This is a genomic window from Mycetohabitans sp. B3, from assembly GCF_021498065.1.
GTDB lineage: Bacteria > Pseudomonadota > Gammaproteobacteria > Burkholderiales > Burkholderiaceae > Mycetohabitans.
The window spans coordinates 61176-77604 of the sequence record NZ_JAHLKN010000004.1; the positions used below are offsets into that span (position 1 = coordinate 61176).

Here is a 16429-nt window from a genome sequence, read left to right on the forward strand (position 1 = left end):
CCGGTGCGTTGCGACACGCCGGCGCCCCACGAGTCGTCGAGCGACATGACATCCCGCACCGGGCGTGCGCCCAGTGCGGGATGTTTTTTCAATGCGTCACGCGCGTGATGCCGCCCGCAGACAGCAACCGGACGCGATCGCCGGCACGGAATAGCTCGCCGGTGGCTGCCTGCGTGATCGAGCGCAGGTCGCCGTTATCGAGCCGCACCGTGATCTCCAGGCCGTTGGAGGTGCCGGCCCGTTGAGCAACGGTATTGCCTGCCACTGCGCCCGCAATGCCGCCGACGATGCCGGTCAGGAGCGAGCCGCGGCCGCCCCCGATCGAACTGCCTGCCACCGCGCCAAGCGCCCCCCCGCCGAGCGTCCCAAGTGCGGCGCCACCTTCGTTATCCGAAGCGATGTGGACTGCCCGCACACTTTCCACGGTTCCCATGCGCACTGTCTGTTCGCGTTGCGCTTGCGATACGGTGTAGACATCGGCCGAGCCAGCGGGCGTAAAGCACGCTGCCAGCGAGAGGCTGGCAGACAGCATCACGACGAGCGTAATGTGTCTGTTGATCATCATCGTTATTCTCCCATAGCTCAAAACAAGCGATAGCCAAATGCGGCTTCAAAACGGGCGCCGATTTCGATTCGATTCAATGCGTAGGTCTGTGGTCCTTGATGCTCGATCTTGATCGAGCCCATCAGGCTCGCGAGGCGTCCGGTGGTGGCCCAGTCCAGGCCCTTTTCGATGCCGTAGAGCAGGCCACTGCGGAACGCGTCGCCACAACCGGTAGGCTCGACGACCCGCTCTGCCGGCACGACCGGAATGGCTTCGACGCCGTTGCGGTGATGAATCGTCGCACCCTGCGCACCGAGCGTGATGATCAGCGCGTCGACGCGACTCGTGATGTCCGATACGGACCACCCGGTCTTGTCGCTCAAGAGTTTCGCTTCGTAGTCATTGACTGCCACGTAGGTCGCAAGTTCAATCATCCGGCGCAGCTGGGCGCCATCGAGGATCGGCAGCCCTTGGCCCGGATCAAACATGAACGGGATGTTCGCTTGCGCGAATTGCTCCGCATGCTCGCACATGCCTTGTGCACCGTCCGGCGCGACGATGCCGAGCGTGACATCCTGCGCGTCGCTGATGCGGTTCAGGTGACTCATTAGCATGGCGCCGGGATGAAACGCGGTGATCTGGTTGTTTTCCTGATCGGTCGTGATCATGGCCTGTGCCGTGTGCGTATCCGGCAGCACGCGCACGCAATCACGGCGTATGCCCAGCGAGTCGAGTCGCTCCAGATAGCGCTGAGCGTCGATTTCGCCGAGCGTCGCCATGATCAGTGGCTCGCCACCCAGTAACTTCAGGCCGTATGCGATATTCCCCGCGCAGCCGCCAAATTCACGGCGCATGGACGGGACGAGGAAGCTGACGTTCAGGATATGGACTTGGTCGGGCAGGATGTGCTCGCGAAAGTACCCTTCGAACGTCATGATGTTGTCGTACGCGAGCGAGCCGCAGATCAGTGTGGCCACAGTGGTGATTCCTTATGATAGGTTAAGTGCCGGATCGCCCTCCGCGCGTATCGCCGACAGGCAGGTGCGTGCTTGCACCAGCCGCCGGGCACAATACACTCGTGGCCGCACGGCCGGTATCGAGCCGGTCACCTGCGCCGGGTGGCGGCAGGCAGGGAGAGTTTATTTCAATGCAGCAAGGGCCGCGTCGTAATTCGGTTCGTTTTTAATTTCCGACACCCGTTCCACGTGCAGCACGTTGTCGTTCCCATCAAGCACGACAACGGCGCGCGCGGTCAAGCCGGCCAGTGGGCCGGTCTTGATGTCCACCCCGTATTGGCTGGCGAAGGCTCGGTTACGGAACGTGGACGCCGTGATTACGTTCTCGATGCCTTCGGTCGTGCAGAACCGCGTCGCTGCAAACGGTAAGTCAGCCGAAATCACGATTACGACGGTGTTCTCCAGCTTGCTTGCCGCTTCGTTGAACTTGCGCGTCGATGTTGCGCAGGTGGGCGTATCCAGGCTCGGCACAATGTTCAGGACCTTGCGCTTGCCAGCGAAGTCATGGAGTTTCACCTCCGCGAGGCCTTTGCCGACCAGTGAAAATGGCGCCGCCTTCTGGCCGACGGCCGGCAGCGTACCGGCGACTTCGATCGGGTTACCCCCGAGAGTGACTTGGCTCATGGTTTGCTCCTGCGATGGTGGCGGTGGGCGCTCGAGCCGAGTGCTTACCGCCGGGTCAACGATAGGGTGGCGCGCATGCCGCGCGTCACGGGTAGAAAATCTGCACTCGGTAGTCTGCCGCATCGACGCTGCCGACATCGAGCCGCACGGCGATGGGCTGCACGGTGCGTGCGGGCACGCCGCGGTGTTCGGACGCGACCGACGGCAGGTACTCGCTGGGCCGTAGCACGCGCCTCACGACGATATCACTGTTGCTGCTCAACAACGTCACTTCCAGGTCGGGATAGGCGAGCGCGACCGCGTCGCGGTTGTGCAAGCTGAAGTGCAACTCGAGTTGGTGTGCGGTGCCAGTTTGCCGCAGCGAGGTTTGTTCGATCGCCAGTCCATCAATGTCGCGCGGCGGTGGCACGATACAGCCCAACTGTGTACACGCGAGCGTGTAGACCGCTTCGGTGCGCGGCCACGCGGTTACGATTCTTTCCCGTTGCCACCAAGCAATCTGCGCGATGAGCAACACAGTCAGCGTGAGCGAGACGAGCCAGCCCACCCGACGCAGCGTACCGCGATGGCTCGGCACGGGTATTTCCCGCGTCACGGAGAACGGCGTACTGACGCCGTGCGGGTGGAAAGCGGGCTCCAAGGGGCCGTTATCGATCAGCTTGCATGCGGCCCGGTCGGGTGATGGCCCGGTGTCCCGCGCGTCGGACCCGTCGTCGGGTTGCACGGCGACGTTGGTCAGCAACAAGGGTTCGACTTGCCGGGCCGCACCGTCGAAGATCTCCTGACAATGACCACAGCGCACCAAGCCGTGGTGCAGTTTCAATTGATCGGCGACGAGCTGGTAGACGGTACCGCAGCGGGGACAGCGGGTGGTGAGCGTCATGTTAACGGGTTACCCTGAACCGGCGCACCGCGCGCCGGTCAATCGGTTGAGGTACCGGTGTTCTGATTAATTATCTCGTCGCTGCCCGGCCAGGCATACCCATCCGTCCTGTTCACGCCAAACGGCAAGCTCGATATGGCGCGCATAGGCCGCCGCGACTTCGTCTGCTTGGCGCGCCAGCACCCCGGATAGCGCAAGTCTTCCGCCCGGCTTTACCCTAGAGGCTAGCATCGAAGCCATGAGCTTCAGTGGATTGGACAGGATGTTGGCGACGACCACATCGAACTCGTTTGCGGGGCACTCGTGGGGCAGCCCATACGTGACGTCGACGTGATTGCGCTCGCTGTTGTGCTGGGCCGAGTCGATCGCCTGCGGGTCGATGTCGATGCCGACGACCGGCGTGGCACCGCACTTGCGCGCGAGTATCGCCAGGATGCCAGAGCCACATCCATAGTCGAGCAGCGAATCGCCGGCACGCACGTGCTGCTCGATCCATTCCATGCACAGGCGTGTGGTCGGATGGCTGCCGGTGCCAAAGGCGAGCCCCGGGTCGAGTTCCAGTACCACGGCTTCGTGCTGCGGTGCCTCATGCCATGATGGCACGACCCAGATCCGCTGGCCGATATGGATTGGCTCGAATTGGGATTGCGTCAGTCGCACCCAGTCCTGCTCCTGGACGTCGCGCGCAGTGAAGGCCAGCGGTGTGGATAGGCCGACCTCATTCGCGGCGGCCGCCAGCAACACGGTGGGGTCCTGTTCCGCGGCAAGCATGGCAATCACCCGCGAGTGCGTCCACGCGGCGCGCTCCGGCACGAGGCCGGGTTCACCGAACAGCGCTTGTTCGTGCGGCGTGTCTGCGTCGGCGTCCTCGACGCAGACCGACAACGCGCCAAGCTCGAGCAACGCGTCTGATAACGGCTCGGCGCGCTCGCGATCAACTTCGACGACGACTTCGCGATAGCTCATGCCCGTTACGCTTCCTTAGGGGCGGCCTGCTGCTTGGCAGCCAACTTATCTTCGAGGTAATGGATGCTGGTGCCGCCCTCGACGAACTTGGCGTCCAGCATCAATTCCCGGTGCAACGGGATATTCGTCTGGATACCCTCGACCACCATCTCGGACAACGCAATACGCATCCGGTTGATCGCCTGTTCGCGGGTCGCACCGTATGCGATCAGCTTGCCGATCATCGAATCGTAGTTGGGCGGCACGAAGTAGCCATTGTACGCGTGTGAGTCGACGCGGATGCCCGGGCCGCCAGGCGCATGCCATGATGTGATCCGCCCCGGCGATGGCGTGAACTTGAATGGATCTTCCGCGTTGATCCGGCATTCGATTGCGTGACCGCGAAATGCGATGTCGCGTTGCCGCACCGACAGTTTCTCGCCTGCTGCGATGCGGATCTGCTCCTGGACGATATCCACGCCCGTGATCAGCTCGGTCACCGGGTGCTCAACTTGGACCCGGGTGTTCATTTCGATGAAGTAGAATTCGCCGTTCTCGTACAGGAACTCGAACGTGCCGGCACCCAGGTAGCCCATTTTCTTGCACGCTTCGGCGCAGCGGTCGCCGATCCGGTCGAGCAACCGGCGCGCGATGTGAGGCGCCGGCGCCTCTTCGATCACTTTTTGGTGGCGCCGCTGCATCGAGCAGTCGCGCTCGCCGAGCCAGACCGCGCTCTTGAACGAGTCCGCCAGCACCTGGATCTCGATGTGTCGCGGATTCTCCAGGAACTTTTCCATGTAGACCTGCGGGTTGCCGAACGCGCGACCGGCTTCTTCGCGTGTCATGTTGACCGCGTTGACGAGTGCCGCTTCCGTATGCACGACCCGCATACCGCGCCCGCCGCCGCCGCCGGCCGCCTTGATGATCACCGGATAGCCGATCGAGCGCGCGATCTTGACGATCTCCTTCGGATCGTCCGGCAACGCGCCGTCCGAGCCCGGCACGCACGGCACGCCTGTCTTGATCATCGTCTGCTTGGCGCTAACCTTGTCGCCCATCAGCCGGATGGTCTCCGGGCGCGGGCCGATGAACGTGAAGCCGGACTGCTCGACCCGCTCCGCAAAGTCGGCGTTCTCGGACAGGAAGCCGTAGCCCGGATGGATCGCTTCGGCGTCGGTGACTTCCGCCGCGCTGATGAGCGCCGGCATGTTCAGGTAGCTCAGGTTCGATGGCGCCGGTCCGATGCAGACTGCTTCGTCGGCAAGGCGCACGTACTTCGCTTCCTTGTCGGCTTCCGAATAGATGACAACCGTCTTGACGCCAAGCTCGCGGCACGCGCGCTGGATGCGCAGTGCGATCTCGCCGCGGTTGGCAATGAGTATTTTCTCAAACATAGGCGATGCGACCCGTTAGCCGATGACGAACAGTGGTTGGCCATATTCGACGGCCTGGCCGTTTTCAACGAGGATTTCCTTGACTATGCCCGTCTTGTCGGCTTCGATCTCGTTGAGTAGCTTCATCGCTTCGATAATGCAGATCGTCTGACCCTCCTTGACCGAATCGCCGACTTGCACGAACGGATCGGCCCCCGGCGATGGCGCGCGGTAGAACGTGCCGACCATCGGCGAGGTGACCACATGGCCTTGCGGCGTGGCGGCGGCGGGAGTCGCGGGTGCGTTGGACTCAGCCGACGGGGCAGCCGGCGCGCCAGACGCACCGGTGACCTGCGGCGCCGGGGCATATTGTGCCTGGGACGGCAAATAGACGGGCGCCGCGTTCTTGACGATCCGCACCTTGCCTTCACCTTCGGTGACTTCGAGCTCCGAAATGCCGGATTCGGATACCAGGTCGATCAGGGTTTTAAGTTTGCGTAGATCCATCGGAGGTCCCCAAATTGATGTGGCGTCCGGGCCAGGCCCGGGATAGCGAAAGTGTGGTGTTGCCAGAAAAAAGACGTCAATGCGTCCGGCCCAGGCGCTCCAGCGCAAAGTCCAGCGCGTAAAGGTAGCCTCGCCAGCCGAGCCCGCAGATCACGCCCTCCGCCAAGTCGGAGAAATACGACGCATGGCGGAAAGCCTCGCGTCGATGCACATTCGACAAATGGATCTCGACAAACGGGATCCCGGTTGCCGCGATTGCGTCGCGAATCGCAACGCTGGTGTGCGTGAAGGCGGCGGGGTTGATCAGCACAAAGCCGATCTGCTCGTCGCGCGCCTGGTGCAGGCGCTCGATGATTTCGCCCTCGTGATTGCTCTGGAAGCAACTGAGCGCCGCCCCCGCGGCGGCGGCTTTTTCCGCCAGCGCTTGCTCGATCTGGGCGAGCGTCGTACTGCCGTACGTCTGCGGCTCGCGCGTGCCGAGCAGATTCAGGTTGGGGCCGTTGACGACCAGGATGCGAAGACTCATGGGAGTTCGTTTTCTGCGAAGTTGCGCGCACTTTACCGCTGATTCAAAAAAAGTGTCCAGTTTTCGGCGCGTTTACCGTTAAAAGAACGGGGGTTCGTCAAAGCATGGCAACTGTAACTGTAGTCGATCGAGCGACAAAAAGCGGGCAACAGCGGCAAACGTCTACAATTTATCAATAAATTACCATGTAATTTGTGATCGACACGCGCTGTCGGTGACTGGTACGCGAGTGCCGCGCTGGCGTGCCGCATGACACCGACTGTTCCGCCTATGTCATAGCGCGTCCAGTTCCATGCTCAGCCGCGCCGCGTCGATTTCACCCAGCTTCAAGTAGCGAACATGCCCCGATTTGTCGATGACCACAGTGAACGGCAATCCGCCGGCCTGGTTGCCGAACTGACGAGCCAAGTTTGCGCCGCCAAAGCCGGCTACATAGACCGGATAGCCGATCGTCACCTTGGATAGGAATTGCGATACATTCCGTGCCGAATCGACGCCAATGCCGACGAAACGTACCCCTTTGTCCGCGTAGCGGCGTTGTAACCTGGACAGCGCCGGTATTTCTTTCACGCATGGCGCACACCACGACGCCCAGAAGTTCACCACGGTGACTTTGCCGCGATACTGGGCCAAAGGCTGAGGCTGGCCTGCCGGATCGGGCAGCGAACTAGCAAACAGCGCGCGTACCGCATCGTCGTGTGCCGTGTAGGGCGGCGCGACGGCGTATGCCGACTGCGCGGCGCCCGCTGGCTGCGCTGCGCAGGCAGGCAGCGGCGCGCACAGTAAGCAGGCCGCTGCGAGCCGCGCGGCACGGGTGCGGCGTGTCGGCGCTGACGCAGGAGAAGCAAGCAGGAAGCTAGAATATAACGTCGCATTCATCGCATTTCCATTAAAACAAGGGCGAAGTGCTGCAGCCTGTATCGGTTCCGGGCTGCGGTGCAGTACGGGCGTGCGCATCTGTCGCTGCCATTTAACCTGCATCGAGCAGCGCCCGGACCGACGCCGCGTTCGCACGCGTCTGCCGTCCGCGCGCGTCGGCGCGGACTGCGCCACGCAAATCATCCGTGTCGTACAGCGCGACATGGATGCCGACCGCGTTGCCGTCGCCGTCGCGGGCGATGAAGCTCAATGTCTCGACCGCTCTCCGGCCAGCGAAATGACGCGTCTCGGATACGTCGTACTGTACGCCGGCGTTCAGCAGGTGGATCGCCACCTCTTTCGGATTGTCGCAAAACACTTGCAGATGGATGTCCGAATGGACACTGGCCGTGCCGTTGAGCACTGCGCCGGTCAAGTAGGGGGCGAACTGTGCGAGCTGCGCCATCCAGTTCAGCGCGGTTTCACGCAGCCGCCGCAGGATGCCAGGTTGCGTATCGCCATGGAACAACGCCAGATATTCCTGTATTTCTTCCTCGATCTGGTCATTATCCGGCAACCATTCGCCAGCAACACGCGTCTGGCCGATGATCTGCCGGGCTGCCTTGCGCTTGGCGCTGGCATAGTCGAGCCCATCTTCGGCGATCAGGCGCGCGGCTACCATCGCGATTTCATCGCGCACGCGGTCCCGCTCCAGGTGCAGTTTCGAAGCCATAGCAGTCATGATACCCGCAGTTCGCACCCGCGCCGCGCATTGCGGCCGCGGGGGGGCCGCGTCGCGTGTGGCCCCTCGGTTACAATATCGCACTTTACTCCACGCCAGTTCCGGACGCAGTTCGACGATGTGGCGCGGGCCGCGCCGGCTCGGTGGACGGACTCAACGCTATGCACATTCATATTCTCGGGATTTGCGGCACGTTCATGGGCGGCCTGGCCGTACTGGCGCGTGCCGCAGGTCACAAGGTCACGGGCTGCGACAGCGGTGTGTACCCGCCGATGAGCACCCAGTTGCAAAGCCAGGGCATCGAGTTGATCCAGGGCTATGGCGAAGAACAACTGGCGTTGCAGCCGGACCTGTTCATCGTCGGCAATGTGGTGATGCGCGGCAATCCGCTGATGGAGGCGATTTTGGATCGCGGCTTGCCCTACGTGTCGGGCCCGCAGTGGTTGGGGGAGCACGTGCTGGCCGGCAAATGGGTGCTGGCCGTCGCCGGTACGCACGGTAAGACCAGTACAGCGTCGATGCTCGCGTGGTTGCTTGAGGACGCGGGGATGAATCCCGGTTTCTTGATCGGCGGCGTGCCGTTGAACTTTGGCATCTCCGCCCGTTTAAGCGATTCGAGCTTTTTCGTGATCGAGGCAGACGAGTACGACACCGCATTCTTCGACAAGCGGTCCAAGTTTGTCCACTACCGGCCCCGCACGGCCATATTGAACAATCTCGAATTCGATCATGCCGATATCTTCGACAACCTGGCGGCGATCGAGACGCAGTTTCACCACCTAATGCGCACCATTCCAAGGACCGGGCGGATCGTCGTGAACGGCGCCGATGACGCATTGCAGCGCGTGCTGGCCCACGGTTGCTGGAGCGAGGTCGAGCGCTTCGGCGTCGAGGGTGGGTGGCAGGCGCTGCCGGCCGATGAGGTGGGTCCGGCAGACGAGCGTTTCGCGGTGTATTGGCGTGCGCAACGGGTGGGCGTGGTCGACTGGCCGCTGCAAGGCGAGCACAACCGGATGAATGCGTTGGCTGCGATCGCGGCCGCGCACAGCGTCGGTGTGCCGGCTGCACAGGCGGCGACGTCGCTTGGCGGTTTTCGCAACGTGAAGCGCCGCATGGAAGTGCGCGGCAGCGTCGATGGTGTTACCGTCTACGATGACTTCGCGCACCATCCGAGCGCGATTGGCACGACCATTGCCGGCTTGCGTACCCGCATCGGCGATGTGCCGCACGCCCGGATTCTTGCGGTGCTCGAGCCGCGCTCGAACACAATGAAACTCGGCACGATGAAGTTGCAGCTTTCGGCAAGTCTGGCAGGCGCCGATCTGGTGTTCGGTTATGGTGCGCCCTCGGGCAAGGACGCGCTGGGCTGGGATCTCGGGGCGGCGCTTGCGCCGCTGGGAGACAAGGCGCACGCCTTCGATGACCTCGACGCACTGGTGCGGGCCGTTGCCTCGGTTGCGCGTGCCGGTGATCATGTGCTCGTGATGAGCAACGGCGGTTTCGGCGGCGTGCACCAGAAGCTGCTTGACGCGCTGGCGAACCGAGGGGCGGCATGATTCTCTATCTGCACGGATTTCGCTCTTCGCCCCGCTCGTTCAAAGCACGCTTGCTGGCCGAGCGGCTGGCGCGGCTCGGTCGAGCCGGCGACTGGCTGTGCCCGCAATTGCCGGTGTCGCCGCGCGAGACGATCACGCTGGCTGAGCGACTTGTCCAACAGACTCAACAGGCGTGTGCGGCGGATCGCGACGCGCCGGTCACGCTGATTGGCAGCTCGCTGGGCGGTTTTTTTGCCACCTATCTGGCCGAAAAACATGGCTGGCCGGCGATGCTGCTCAACCCGGCGGTGGTGCCGCAGCGCGACTTGTCCGCGTATCTCGGTGAGCAGCCGTTGTGGCACGGCGGCGGCTCGATCGTTGTCGAGCCGCATCATCTCGACGAGTTGGGTGCGCTGCAGGTCGCCGCGATCACGCGGCCCGAGCGGTATCATCTGATTGCCGCGACCGGCGACGAAGTCCTCGACTACCGGGAGATGCTTGCGCACTACGCCGGTGTGCGCACCACGCTGATCAATGGCGGCGACCATGCGATCAGCGATTTTGCGACGTACTTGGATGACGTGCTCGCGTTTTGCGGCATCGACACCGGCCGCGGACCCGCCGCGGCGTAGGACTGGACCCCCGGGCGGCGCACGCGGCGCTGCCCTCGGCCGCCGCGTGCGGCCTTCACGTTTCGAGAGTACCGAGTGAACGTTTTTTTTGAGGAATCCGGCAGTTTTAAGGCTGGCACGGTATTGAATCGGCAAGGTGACGCGTTCCAGGTCGAGTTGCCGGGTGGGCGTCGCGCCAAGGTTCGCAGCAAGGACGTGCTAATCGAGTTCGACAGCCCGAGCGCCGCCGAGCTGATTCAGCAGGCCGATGCGGCGGCGAAGGAAATCGACCTGGATTTCCTGTGGGAAATCTCTCCGCCGGACGAGTTTCGCTTCACCGACCTGGCCAATGACTATTTCGGTGGTACGCCGGATCCCGTACAAAAGAGCGCGCTGGTACTTTGCATGCACGGCTCGCCGGTCTACTTCCGACGCAAGGGACGGGGACAGTACCAGCGCGCGCCCGAAGAGCAATTGAAAATGGCGCTCGCAGCGCTGGAGCGGCGGCGCCAACAGGCGATCGTGCAGCAGCAGTACGAGGACGAACTTAAGGCCGGTAGGCTGCCTGCCGCGTTCGATGGCAAGGTGCTCGGCTTGCTCACGCGGGCGGACAAGAATTCGATTGAATACAAGGCGCTGGAAGCGGCCGCGCTCGCATTGGGCAAGTCGGCCGCGCAACTGATGCTGGATGTCGGCGGCATCCCGTCGGCACGCGCGTTGCACGAAGCGCGGTTCCTGTCCGAGTACTTTCCGCACGGTACCGGTTTCCCCGCGTTGAACGCGGGTCCGTTGCCGGAGGACCTGGGTGAGGCGATCGGCGTGCAGGCGTTTTCTGTCGACGATGTGACCACCACCGAGATCGATGACGCCTTCTCGGTTCAGCGCCTGTCGGACGGGCGCGCCAGGATTGGTATTCACATCGCGGCGCCCGCGCTGGGCATCGAGCGCGGCGACGCCGTGGACGCGATCGCGCGCGCGCGCCTGTCGACCGTCTACATGCCGGGCGACAAGATCACGATGTTGCCGGACGATTTCGTTGACACGTTCACCTTGAAGGAAGGCGGATTGCGGCCGGCGTTGTCGCTGTACCTGATCATCGACACCGCCACACAGGACATCGTGATGACCGAGACGGTGGCCGAGCGCGTGCATGTGCTCAGCAACCTGCGGCACAACGTGTTGGACGAGATCATCACCGAGCAGACGCTCGAGGCCGGCACCGGTGACTACCCGCACAAAGACGAAATTGCGGTGCTGTGGCCCTTTGCCAAGACACTGTACGAGCGACGTCAGCAGGCGCGCATTGGCTACGGTCTCAGGCGCGAGGTGCCGCGCAACGTTGACTACAATTTCTACGTTGACGGCGAGCATGTCAGCATCACGCCGCGCCGTCGCGGTTCGCCGTTGGACCTGATCGTCGCGGAACTGGCGATCCTAGCTAACAGCCGCTGGGGCGCGTTTTTGCATGAGCATGGCGTGCCGGGCATTTATCGTGCGCAGCGCGCGTTCGGCCCAAATCGCACGCGGATGCAGACCACGCCGGCGCCGCACGAAGGGCTTGGCGTGACGCAGTATGCGTGGAGTACCTCGCCGCTGCGCCGGTATGTTGACTTGGTGAATCAGTGGCAGCTGCTGGCGTGTGTCCGACATGGTGTCACCGCGAAGCTGGCCGCGCCGTTCAAGCCGAAGGACGCAGACCTATACGCCATTGTGCAGCACTTTGACGAAACCTATACCGCGTATGCTGACCATCAGCGGCGCATGGAACATTTCTGGTGTCTGCGTTGGCTGAAGCAAGAACAGCGCGATCGGGTGGTGGCCACGATCGTCAAGGACGACGTCGTGCGACTCGAGGAAGTCCCGCTGCTGTTGCACGTGCCGGGGTTGGGCGTGCAGGCGCGCGGCACGCGTGTGCTGCTCGAGGTGATGGCGATTGACGAGCTGCGCGTGGAGGCGTCGTGCCGGCTCATAGAGGTGCTGGACGTGGCGCGCGTGACGGGCGGCGACGAGACGAATGAGGACGCGGATACGGCGCTGGACACGGACAGCGGAACGGACATGGAAGCCGCGGTGGGTGATGACGTCCAGGCGTTAGGCGACGCGGCCGATACGCTGGCGCAACCGGACAATGCACAGCCGGACGCGGGCGCGGCCGTTCGCGGCGACGTGACACACACGCGCAATGATGGTGAGGTGGCGCAATGAACGCGCCGCCAGCGCCTGCGCCGGGTGACCAGGGTCCGGACCGCTACGCGGTGATCGGCAACCCAGTCGCGCATAGCAAGTCGCCGGTTATCCATGCGAACTTTGCCCAGCAGACGGGCGAGCCGGTCGAATACGACCGGATTCTTGCACCGGTGGACAGCTTCGCGCAGGCCGTGGACGCTTTCATGTCGGCCGGCGGGCGCGGGTTGAACGTCACGGTGCCGTTCAAGCTGCAGGCCTATGCGTTGGCGACACGACGTTCCGCGCGGGCAGAGGCGGCCGGGGCGGTTAATACGTTGCGCTTTGACCGCGTGGACGGTGGTCGCATCGAGATCTTGGGCGACAACACCGATGGCGTCGGACTGGTCACCGACGTCGAAGCGCAGCCGTGTGTCGCGCTCAGCGGCGCGCGTGTGCTGTTGCTCGGCGCGGGCGGCGCGGCGCGCGGCGTGATCCTGCCTTTACTGGAGCGCCGGCCCCGCGCGCTGACGATCGTTAACCGGACTGCGGTGCGCACGGCCGAGCTGATCGAGCGCTTTGCAGCGTCTGCCCGGGCGGTGGGCTGCACATTGGAAGGCGGCGCGCCGGGCGTGGAGCACGGCGTCTACGATATCGTGATTAACGCGACCGCCGGCAGCCTCGATGGGGCCGTACCGGTATTCGCAGCGGCGTGCGTCGGCCCACGTACACTTGCGTACGACATGATGTATGCAGCCGGGCCCACGGTGTTCATGCAGCACGCCGCACGCCTGGGCGCGCGCACTGTCGATGGCCTCGGAATGCTCGTGCGGCAGGCCGCGGAATCGTTCTTTGTTTGGCGTGGCGTGCGTCCCGACCCGGCTCCGGTGCTCGCGGCGCTGCGCGCGTCGCTGTAGGCGCGCGCGGATGGCCTCGTGCATTCTGTTCGCCGCGCAGCAGTTCATTGTCGATGGAGGCTTGGCGTGAGCGCGCCGGGCCGTCCGTATAAGCAAGTAGAATACGGGTCCGTTCGCCGCGTCGTTCGCGGTGCTTCTTGCAGATTTGACCATGTCCTTCATTGCTACCCTGGAGCGTGCCTGGCAACGCACGCAATCGTTGCTGTGCGTCGGGCTCGACCCCGAGCCATCGCGCTTTCCGTCGCATCTGGCTGGGCGCGCCGATGCCATCTTCACGTTCTGCCGCGAGATCGTCGACGCCACCGCGCCCTATGCGAGCGCATTTAAGCCGCAGATCGCCTATTTCGCCGCACACCGCGCGGAAGAGCAACTCGAGGCGTTGATCGCGCACATCCACGCGCGGCATCCAGGGCTGCCGGTAGTGCTGGATGCCAAACGCGGCGACATCGGCAGCACCGCGGAGCAGTACGCGCGTGAAGCGTTCGAGCGATATCGCGCAGATGCGGTGACGGTCAACCCCTATCTGGGGTTCGACTCGATCGAGCCGTATCTCGCGTATCGGGACAAGGGCGTGATCGTGCTGTGCCGCACGTCGAATCAGGGCGGCTCGGACTTGCAATTCCTCGACATTGGAGGGCGGCCTCTGTACCAGCACGTGGCAGCGCTTGCCGCTGAGCAATGGAATACCAGCGGACAGCTCGGGCTGGTGGTGGGCGCGACGTTTCCGAAGGAAATTGATGCGGTGCGCCAGCTCGTCGGTACGATGCCGCTGCTGATCCCGGGGATCGGCGCGCAAGGCGGCGACATTGAGGCGACGGTCAATGCCGGTCGCACGACCGACGGCACCGGCATGATGATCAACTCGTCGCGCGCGATTCTGTACGCGCGCAGCGGCGAGGACTTCGCATCGGCTGCGGCCGATGCTGCGCGCGCCACGCGCGACGCGATCAACGCTCATCGCTAACGGGCTGACGGGACGCGCTTGCCGGCGGCGGCTCGCTCAGTGTTCCTTTTCGTCCAATAGCTTGAGTAGCCCACGCAACGCGTGCGCCGCCGCCTGCTTGCGAATCTGGCCGCGATCCCCGCGCAATAGCTGGATCTCGCTAACCGTATGCAATCGGTTTGTCCACGCAAACACGACGGTGCCCACCGGCTTGGCCTCGCTGCCGCCGTCCGGGCCGGCCACGCCGGTAATCGACAGCGCGAGTTGCGCGCGGCTGTTGCGCAATGCGCCTTCGGCCATCGCACGCGCCACAGGCTCGCTGACCGCACCGTGGCGCTCGATCATGTCGGCCGGCACGCCAATCATCTCGGTTTTGGCTAGGTTCGAATAGGTCACGAAGCCCCGCTCGAACCAGCCGCTGCTGCCCGGGATGTCGGTGATCGCCGTCGCGACCATGCCGCCGGTGCACGATTCCGCGGTGACGAGCATCAGGCGCTCGTCGCGCAGGCGGTTGCTAACGCGAATCGCAAGTTGGTGGACTACCGTGTCAGTTGCCATCGGATTAAATTTGTTGTTAGCTAGCAAGGGAAAACCACGGTCATCATCGCATGCATGCTGTCGTGACGCGTCAAAGCGAGCGTACCAGCGCGATGACGAGCAAAGTGAAGAATGCCGCGACGATATCGTCGAACATGATGCCGAAGCCGCCTGACAACCGCTTGTCGAAATAGCGGATCGGCGGCGGCTTGACCATGTCGAAAAAGCGGAATGTCAGGAACGCGCCGAGTTGGCCGGCAAAGTTCGCCGGCGTGACAAATAGCAGCACCAGCCAGATCGCAATGATCTCGTCCCAAACCACCGCGCCCGGATCCTTCACGCCCATGCGTCGTGCTGTGAAGCCGGTGAAGCCGCATCCGGCGACAAAGCCGACAACAATCAGCATCCACCATTGCACGATGCTCAGGTACGGATTTAATGCGATGAACGACACCCAACCGAACAGGGTCCCGACCGTACCGGGCATCACCGGCGACAGGCCGCTGCCAAAGCCGAACGACAACACGTGCAGCGGATGGGACAACATGAATCGCACGGTGGCGCGCGAGCGCGGCGCGGCGTCGGGGCCGGGTGGGGTCACCGGCGTGACGTGCGGCGGGTGCGCATCGGAGTGGGAAGAGTCATTGTGCATGGAAATGGTCAAAACTGCGCCAAGTTGTGCCGATCGGAGTGCCGGACGCATCGTACCAATGCACCGCGTGCGAGTCGATGGCGGTGGTGTTACCCGCGGGCGGATCGGCAAGGGCGTCTATTGTACCTATCCGTGTAAGCGGCACGCCGATGCGTGCGGCGAGCGCGAGCAGCGTGTCGCGCTGGCTGGGCGGCGCGGTGAAGCACAGCTCGTAGTCGTCGCCGCCCTCAATCGTGCAACGGCGTTGGATCGACAGGGGCTGCGCACGCAGGGCGGCCGAGCGCGGCAGCGCGTCGACGTCCACGCGCGCGGCCACATTAGAACACTTTAGAATGTGTGCCAAGTCTCCGGCCAACCCATCGGACAGGTCGAGCGCGGCGTGCGCGATGCCCCTTAGCGCGATGCCGAGCGAGATCCGGGGTTCGGGCATCTGCAGCGCATGACGTAACGCGGGCAGCGCGTGCGCGGCGAGCGGCCATTCGCCGCGCAGCGCGCCCAGCGCCAGTCGCGCGTCGCCCAGCGTGCCAGACACCCAAATGTCGTCGCCGGGCTGGGCGGTGTCGCGGCGCAGTGCCTGGCCGCTGGGCACGTCGCCGAACACGGTGATGCAGATGTTCAGCGGCCCTGCGGTGGTGTCGCCACCGACCAACTCGCAGCCGTGGCGACCGGCTAGCGCGAACAGTCCGTGCGCAAATGCCTCGAGCCAGTCCTGGCGCGCCGCGCCAGCATCCGGCAGCGCCAGCGCCAGCGTGAACGCGCGCGGTTCGGCGCCCATGGCGGCGAGGTCCGACAAGTTGACCGCCAGAGCCTTGTGCCCCAGCGTCGCCGGCGGGACGTCGGCGAAGAAGTGGCGCCCTTCGATCAGCATGTCGGTGGACACCGCCAATTCGTGCCCGGGCCGCCCGGCAAGTAACGCGCAATCGTCGCCGATCCCCAGCACGGCGTCGCGGCGTGGTTGCTCGTGCCGGGCGAAATAGCGATCAATAAGGCTGAATTCAGATAAGAATGTCGGCATGATGCGGGACGAAGCTTGCATGGCAGGGATGCACGCCG

General features: G+C 63.8%; 18 protein-coding genes. 5 read left to right on the top strand and 13 right to left on the bottom strand.

What is annotated here, in order from left to right; translation table 11 throughout:
* Positions 1–88: 88 nt before the first annotated feature.
* The 10 genes from KQH55_RS01010 to KQH55_RS01055 all read right to left on the bottom strand — a co-directional run bounded on the left by KQH55_RS01010 (position 89) and on the right by KQH55_RS01055 (position 8009).
* Positions 89–565 (bottom strand): glycine zipper 2TM domain-containing protein, encoded by a 477-nt coding sequence (locus KQH55_RS01010; protein WP_235090015.1) that lies wholly within the window; start codon positions 563–565, stop codon positions 89–91.
* 17 nt (positions 566–582) lie between these two features.
* The gene (locus KQH55_RS01015; protein WP_076785481.1) at positions 583–1521 is read right to left on the bottom strand and encodes a carbohydrate kinase family protein; all 939 of its coding nucleotides are present in this window, start codon (positions 1519–1521) and stop codon (positions 583–585) included.
* 162 nt (positions 1522–1683) lie between these two features.
* Entirely contained in the window at positions 1684–2184 is a 501-nt protein-coding gene (tpx, locus tag KQH55_RS01020; RefSeq protein ID WP_076785480.1) for a thiol peroxidase, read from the bottom strand.
* An 85-nt stretch (positions 2185–2269) separates the two neighbouring features.
* The gene (locus tag KQH55_RS01025) at positions 2270–3067 is read right to left on the bottom strand and encodes a zinc-ribbon and DUF3426 domain-containing protein (RefSeq protein WP_235090016.1); all 798 of its coding nucleotides are present in this window, start codon (positions 3065–3067) and stop codon (positions 2270–2272) included.
* A gap of 66 nt (positions 3068–3133) precedes the next feature.
* The gene (gene prmA, locus KQH55_RS01030; RefSeq protein WP_235090017.1) at positions 3134–4033 is read right to left on the bottom strand and encodes a 50S ribosomal protein L11 methyltransferase; all 900 of its coding nucleotides are present in this window, start codon (positions 4031–4033) and stop codon (positions 3134–3136) included.
* 5 nt (positions 4034–4038) lie between these two features.
* A complete protein-coding gene (gene accC, locus KQH55_RS01035) occupies positions 4039–5406 on the bottom strand; it encodes an acetyl-CoA carboxylase biotin carboxylase subunit (protein WP_076785477.1) in 1368 nt (455 codons plus the stop codon).
* A gap of 15 nt (positions 5407–5421) precedes the next feature.
* Positions 5422–5892: an acetyl-CoA carboxylase biotin carboxyl carrier protein gene (gene accB / locus KQH55_RS01040; protein ID WP_235090018.1), complete on the bottom strand. Its 471-nt coding sequence runs from the start codon at positions 5890–5892 to the stop codon at positions 5422–5424.
* Between the two features lie 76 nt (positions 5893–5968).
* Positions 5969–6418 (bottom strand): type II 3-dehydroquinate dehydratase, encoded by a 450-nt coding sequence (gene aroQ, locus KQH55_RS01045; protein WP_076796931.1) that lies wholly within the window; start codon positions 6416–6418, stop codon positions 5969–5971.
* 273 nt (positions 6419–6691) lie between these two features.
* Positions 6692–7297 (bottom strand): TlpA disulfide reductase family protein, encoded by a 606-nt coding sequence (locus KQH55_RS01050; RefSeq protein WP_235090019.1) that lies wholly within the window; start codon positions 7295–7297, stop codon positions 6692–6694.
* A gap of 91 nt (positions 7298–7388) precedes the next feature.
* The gene (locus KQH55_RS01055) at positions 7389–8009 is read right to left on the bottom strand and encodes a UDP-N-acetylmuramate--alanine ligase (RefSeq protein ID WP_235090042.1); all 621 of its coding nucleotides are present in this window, start codon (positions 8007–8009) and stop codon (positions 7389–7391) included.
* A gap of 170 nt (positions 8010–8179) precedes the next feature.
* On the opposite strand from KQH55_RS01055, the gene mpl reads away from it, so the two are divergent.
* The 5 genes from mpl (at position 8180) to pyrF (ending at position 14208) form a co-directional block, all read left to right on the top strand.
* Positions 8180–9574 (top strand): UDP-N-acetylmuramate:L-alanyl-gamma-D-glutamyl-meso-diaminopimelate ligase, encoded by a 1395-nt coding sequence (gene mpl, locus KQH55_RS01060; protein WP_076785473.1) that lies wholly within the window; start codon positions 8180–8182, stop codon positions 9572–9574.
* Positions 9571–10185 carry a YqiA/YcfP family alpha/beta fold hydrolase gene (locus KQH55_RS01065; RefSeq protein WP_076796934.1) on the top strand — a complete coding sequence of 205 codons (615 nt, stop codon included), beginning with the start codon at positions 9571–9573 and terminating at the stop codon, positions 10183–10185. The genes mpl and KQH55_RS01065 overlap by 4 nt, the downstream gene beginning before the upstream one ends.
* Positions 10186–10260: 75 nt before the next feature.
* Positions 10261–12369 (top strand): ribonuclease catalytic domain-containing protein, encoded by a 2109-nt coding sequence (locus tag KQH55_RS01070; protein WP_076785471.1) that lies wholly within the window; start codon positions 10261–10263, stop codon positions 12367–12369.
* A complete protein-coding gene (gene aroE / locus KQH55_RS01075; protein WP_076796935.1) occupies positions 12366–13244 on the top strand; it encodes a shikimate dehydrogenase in 879 nt (292 codons plus the stop codon). Before KQH55_RS01070 ends, aroE begins: the two co-directional genes overlap by 4 nt.
* A gap of 151 nt (positions 13245–13395) precedes the next feature.
* Positions 13396–14208 carry an orotidine-5'-phosphate decarboxylase gene (gene pyrF, locus KQH55_RS01080; RefSeq protein ID WP_235090020.1) on the top strand — a complete coding sequence of 271 codons (813 nt, stop codon included), beginning with the start codon at positions 13396–13398 and terminating at the stop codon, positions 14206–14208.
* Between the two features lie 36 nt (positions 14209–14244).
* Here pyrF and KQH55_RS01085 read toward each other — a convergent pair whose 3' ends face one another.
* The 3 genes from KQH55_RS01085 to thiL all read right to left on the bottom strand — a co-directional run bounded on the left by KQH55_RS01085 (position 14245) and on the right by thiL (position 16391).
* Positions 14245–14745 (bottom strand): CinA family protein, encoded by a 501-nt coding sequence (locus KQH55_RS01085; RefSeq protein ID WP_235090021.1) that lies wholly within the window; start codon positions 14743–14745, stop codon positions 14245–14247.
* A 70-nt stretch (positions 14746–14815) separates the two neighbouring features.
* Entirely contained in the window at positions 14816–15376 is a 561-nt protein-coding gene (locus tag KQH55_RS01090; RefSeq protein ID WP_235090022.1) for a phosphatidylglycerophosphatase A, read from the bottom strand.
* Positions 15366–16391 carry a thiamine-phosphate kinase gene (gene thiL / locus KQH55_RS01095; protein ID WP_235090043.1) on the bottom strand — a complete coding sequence of 342 codons (1026 nt, stop codon included), beginning with the start codon at positions 16389–16391 and terminating at the stop codon, positions 15366–15368. Before thiL ends, KQH55_RS01090 begins: the two co-directional genes overlap by 11 nt.
* Positions 16392–16429 lie beyond the last annotated feature (38 nt).

What these genes read in the sequence shown, in the direction of transcription:
- tpx (WP_076785480.1), bottom strand. Translation starts at nt 2,184, where the DNA reads ATGAGCCAAGTCACTCTCGGGGGTAACCCGATCGAAGTCGCCGGTACG.
- aroE (WP_076796935.1), top strand. Translation starts at nt 12,366, where the DNA reads ATGAACGCGCCGCCAGCGCCTGCGCCGGGTGACCAGGGTCCGGACCGC.
- KQH55_RS01055 (WP_235090042.1), bottom strand. Translation starts at nt 8,009, where the DNA reads ATGGCTTCGAAACTGCACCTGGAGCGGGACCGCGTGCGCGATGAAATC.
- mpl (WP_076785473.1), top strand. Translation starts at nt 8,180, where the DNA reads ATGCACATTCATATTCTCGGGATTTGCGGCACGTTCATGGGCGGCCTG.
- KQH55_RS01090 (WP_235090022.1), bottom strand. Translation starts at nt 15,376, where the DNA reads ATGCACAATGACTCTTCCCACTCCGATGCGCACCCGCCGCACGTCACG.
- KQH55_RS01050 (WP_235090019.1), bottom strand. Translation starts at nt 7,297, where the DNA reads ATGAATGCGACGTTATATTCTAGCTTCCTGCTTGCTTCTCCTGCGTCA.
- KQH55_RS01085 (WP_235090021.1), bottom strand. Translation starts at nt 14,745, where the DNA reads ATGGCAACTGACACGGTAGTCCACCAACTTGCGATTCGCGTTAGCAAC.
- accB (WP_235090018.1), bottom strand. Translation starts at nt 5,892, where the DNA reads ATGGATCTACGCAAACTTAAAACCCTGATCGACCTGGTATCCGAATCC.
- thiL (WP_235090043.1), bottom strand. Translation starts at nt 16,391, where the DNA reads ATGCCGACATTCTTATCTGAATTCAGCCTTATTGATCGCTATTTCGCC.
- pyrF (WP_235090020.1), top strand. Translation starts at nt 13,396, where the DNA reads ATGTCCTTCATTGCTACCCTGGAGCGTGCCTGGCAACGCACGCAATCG.
- accC (WP_076785477.1), bottom strand. Translation starts at nt 5,406, where the DNA reads ATGTTTGAGAAAATACTCATTGCCAACCGCGGCGAGATCGCACTGCGC.
- KQH55_RS01010 (WP_235090015.1), bottom strand. Translation starts at nt 565, where the DNA reads ATGATGATCAACAGACACATTACGCTCGTCGTGATGCTGTCTGCCAGC.
- prmA (WP_235090017.1), bottom strand. Translation starts at nt 4,033, where the DNA reads ATGAGCTATCGCGAAGTCGTCGTCGAAGTTGATCGCGAGCGCGCCGAG.
- KQH55_RS01065 (WP_076796934.1), top strand. Translation starts at nt 9,571, where the DNA reads ATGATTCTCTATCTGCACGGATTTCGCTCTTCGCCCCGCTCGTTCAAA.
- aroQ (WP_076796931.1), bottom strand. Translation starts at nt 6,418, where the DNA reads ATGAGTCTTCGCATCCTGGTCGTCAACGGCCCCAACCTGAATCTGCTC.
- KQH55_RS01025 (WP_235090016.1), bottom strand. Translation starts at nt 3,067, where the DNA reads ATGACGCTCACCACCCGCTGTCCCCGCTGCGGTACCGTCTACCAGCTC.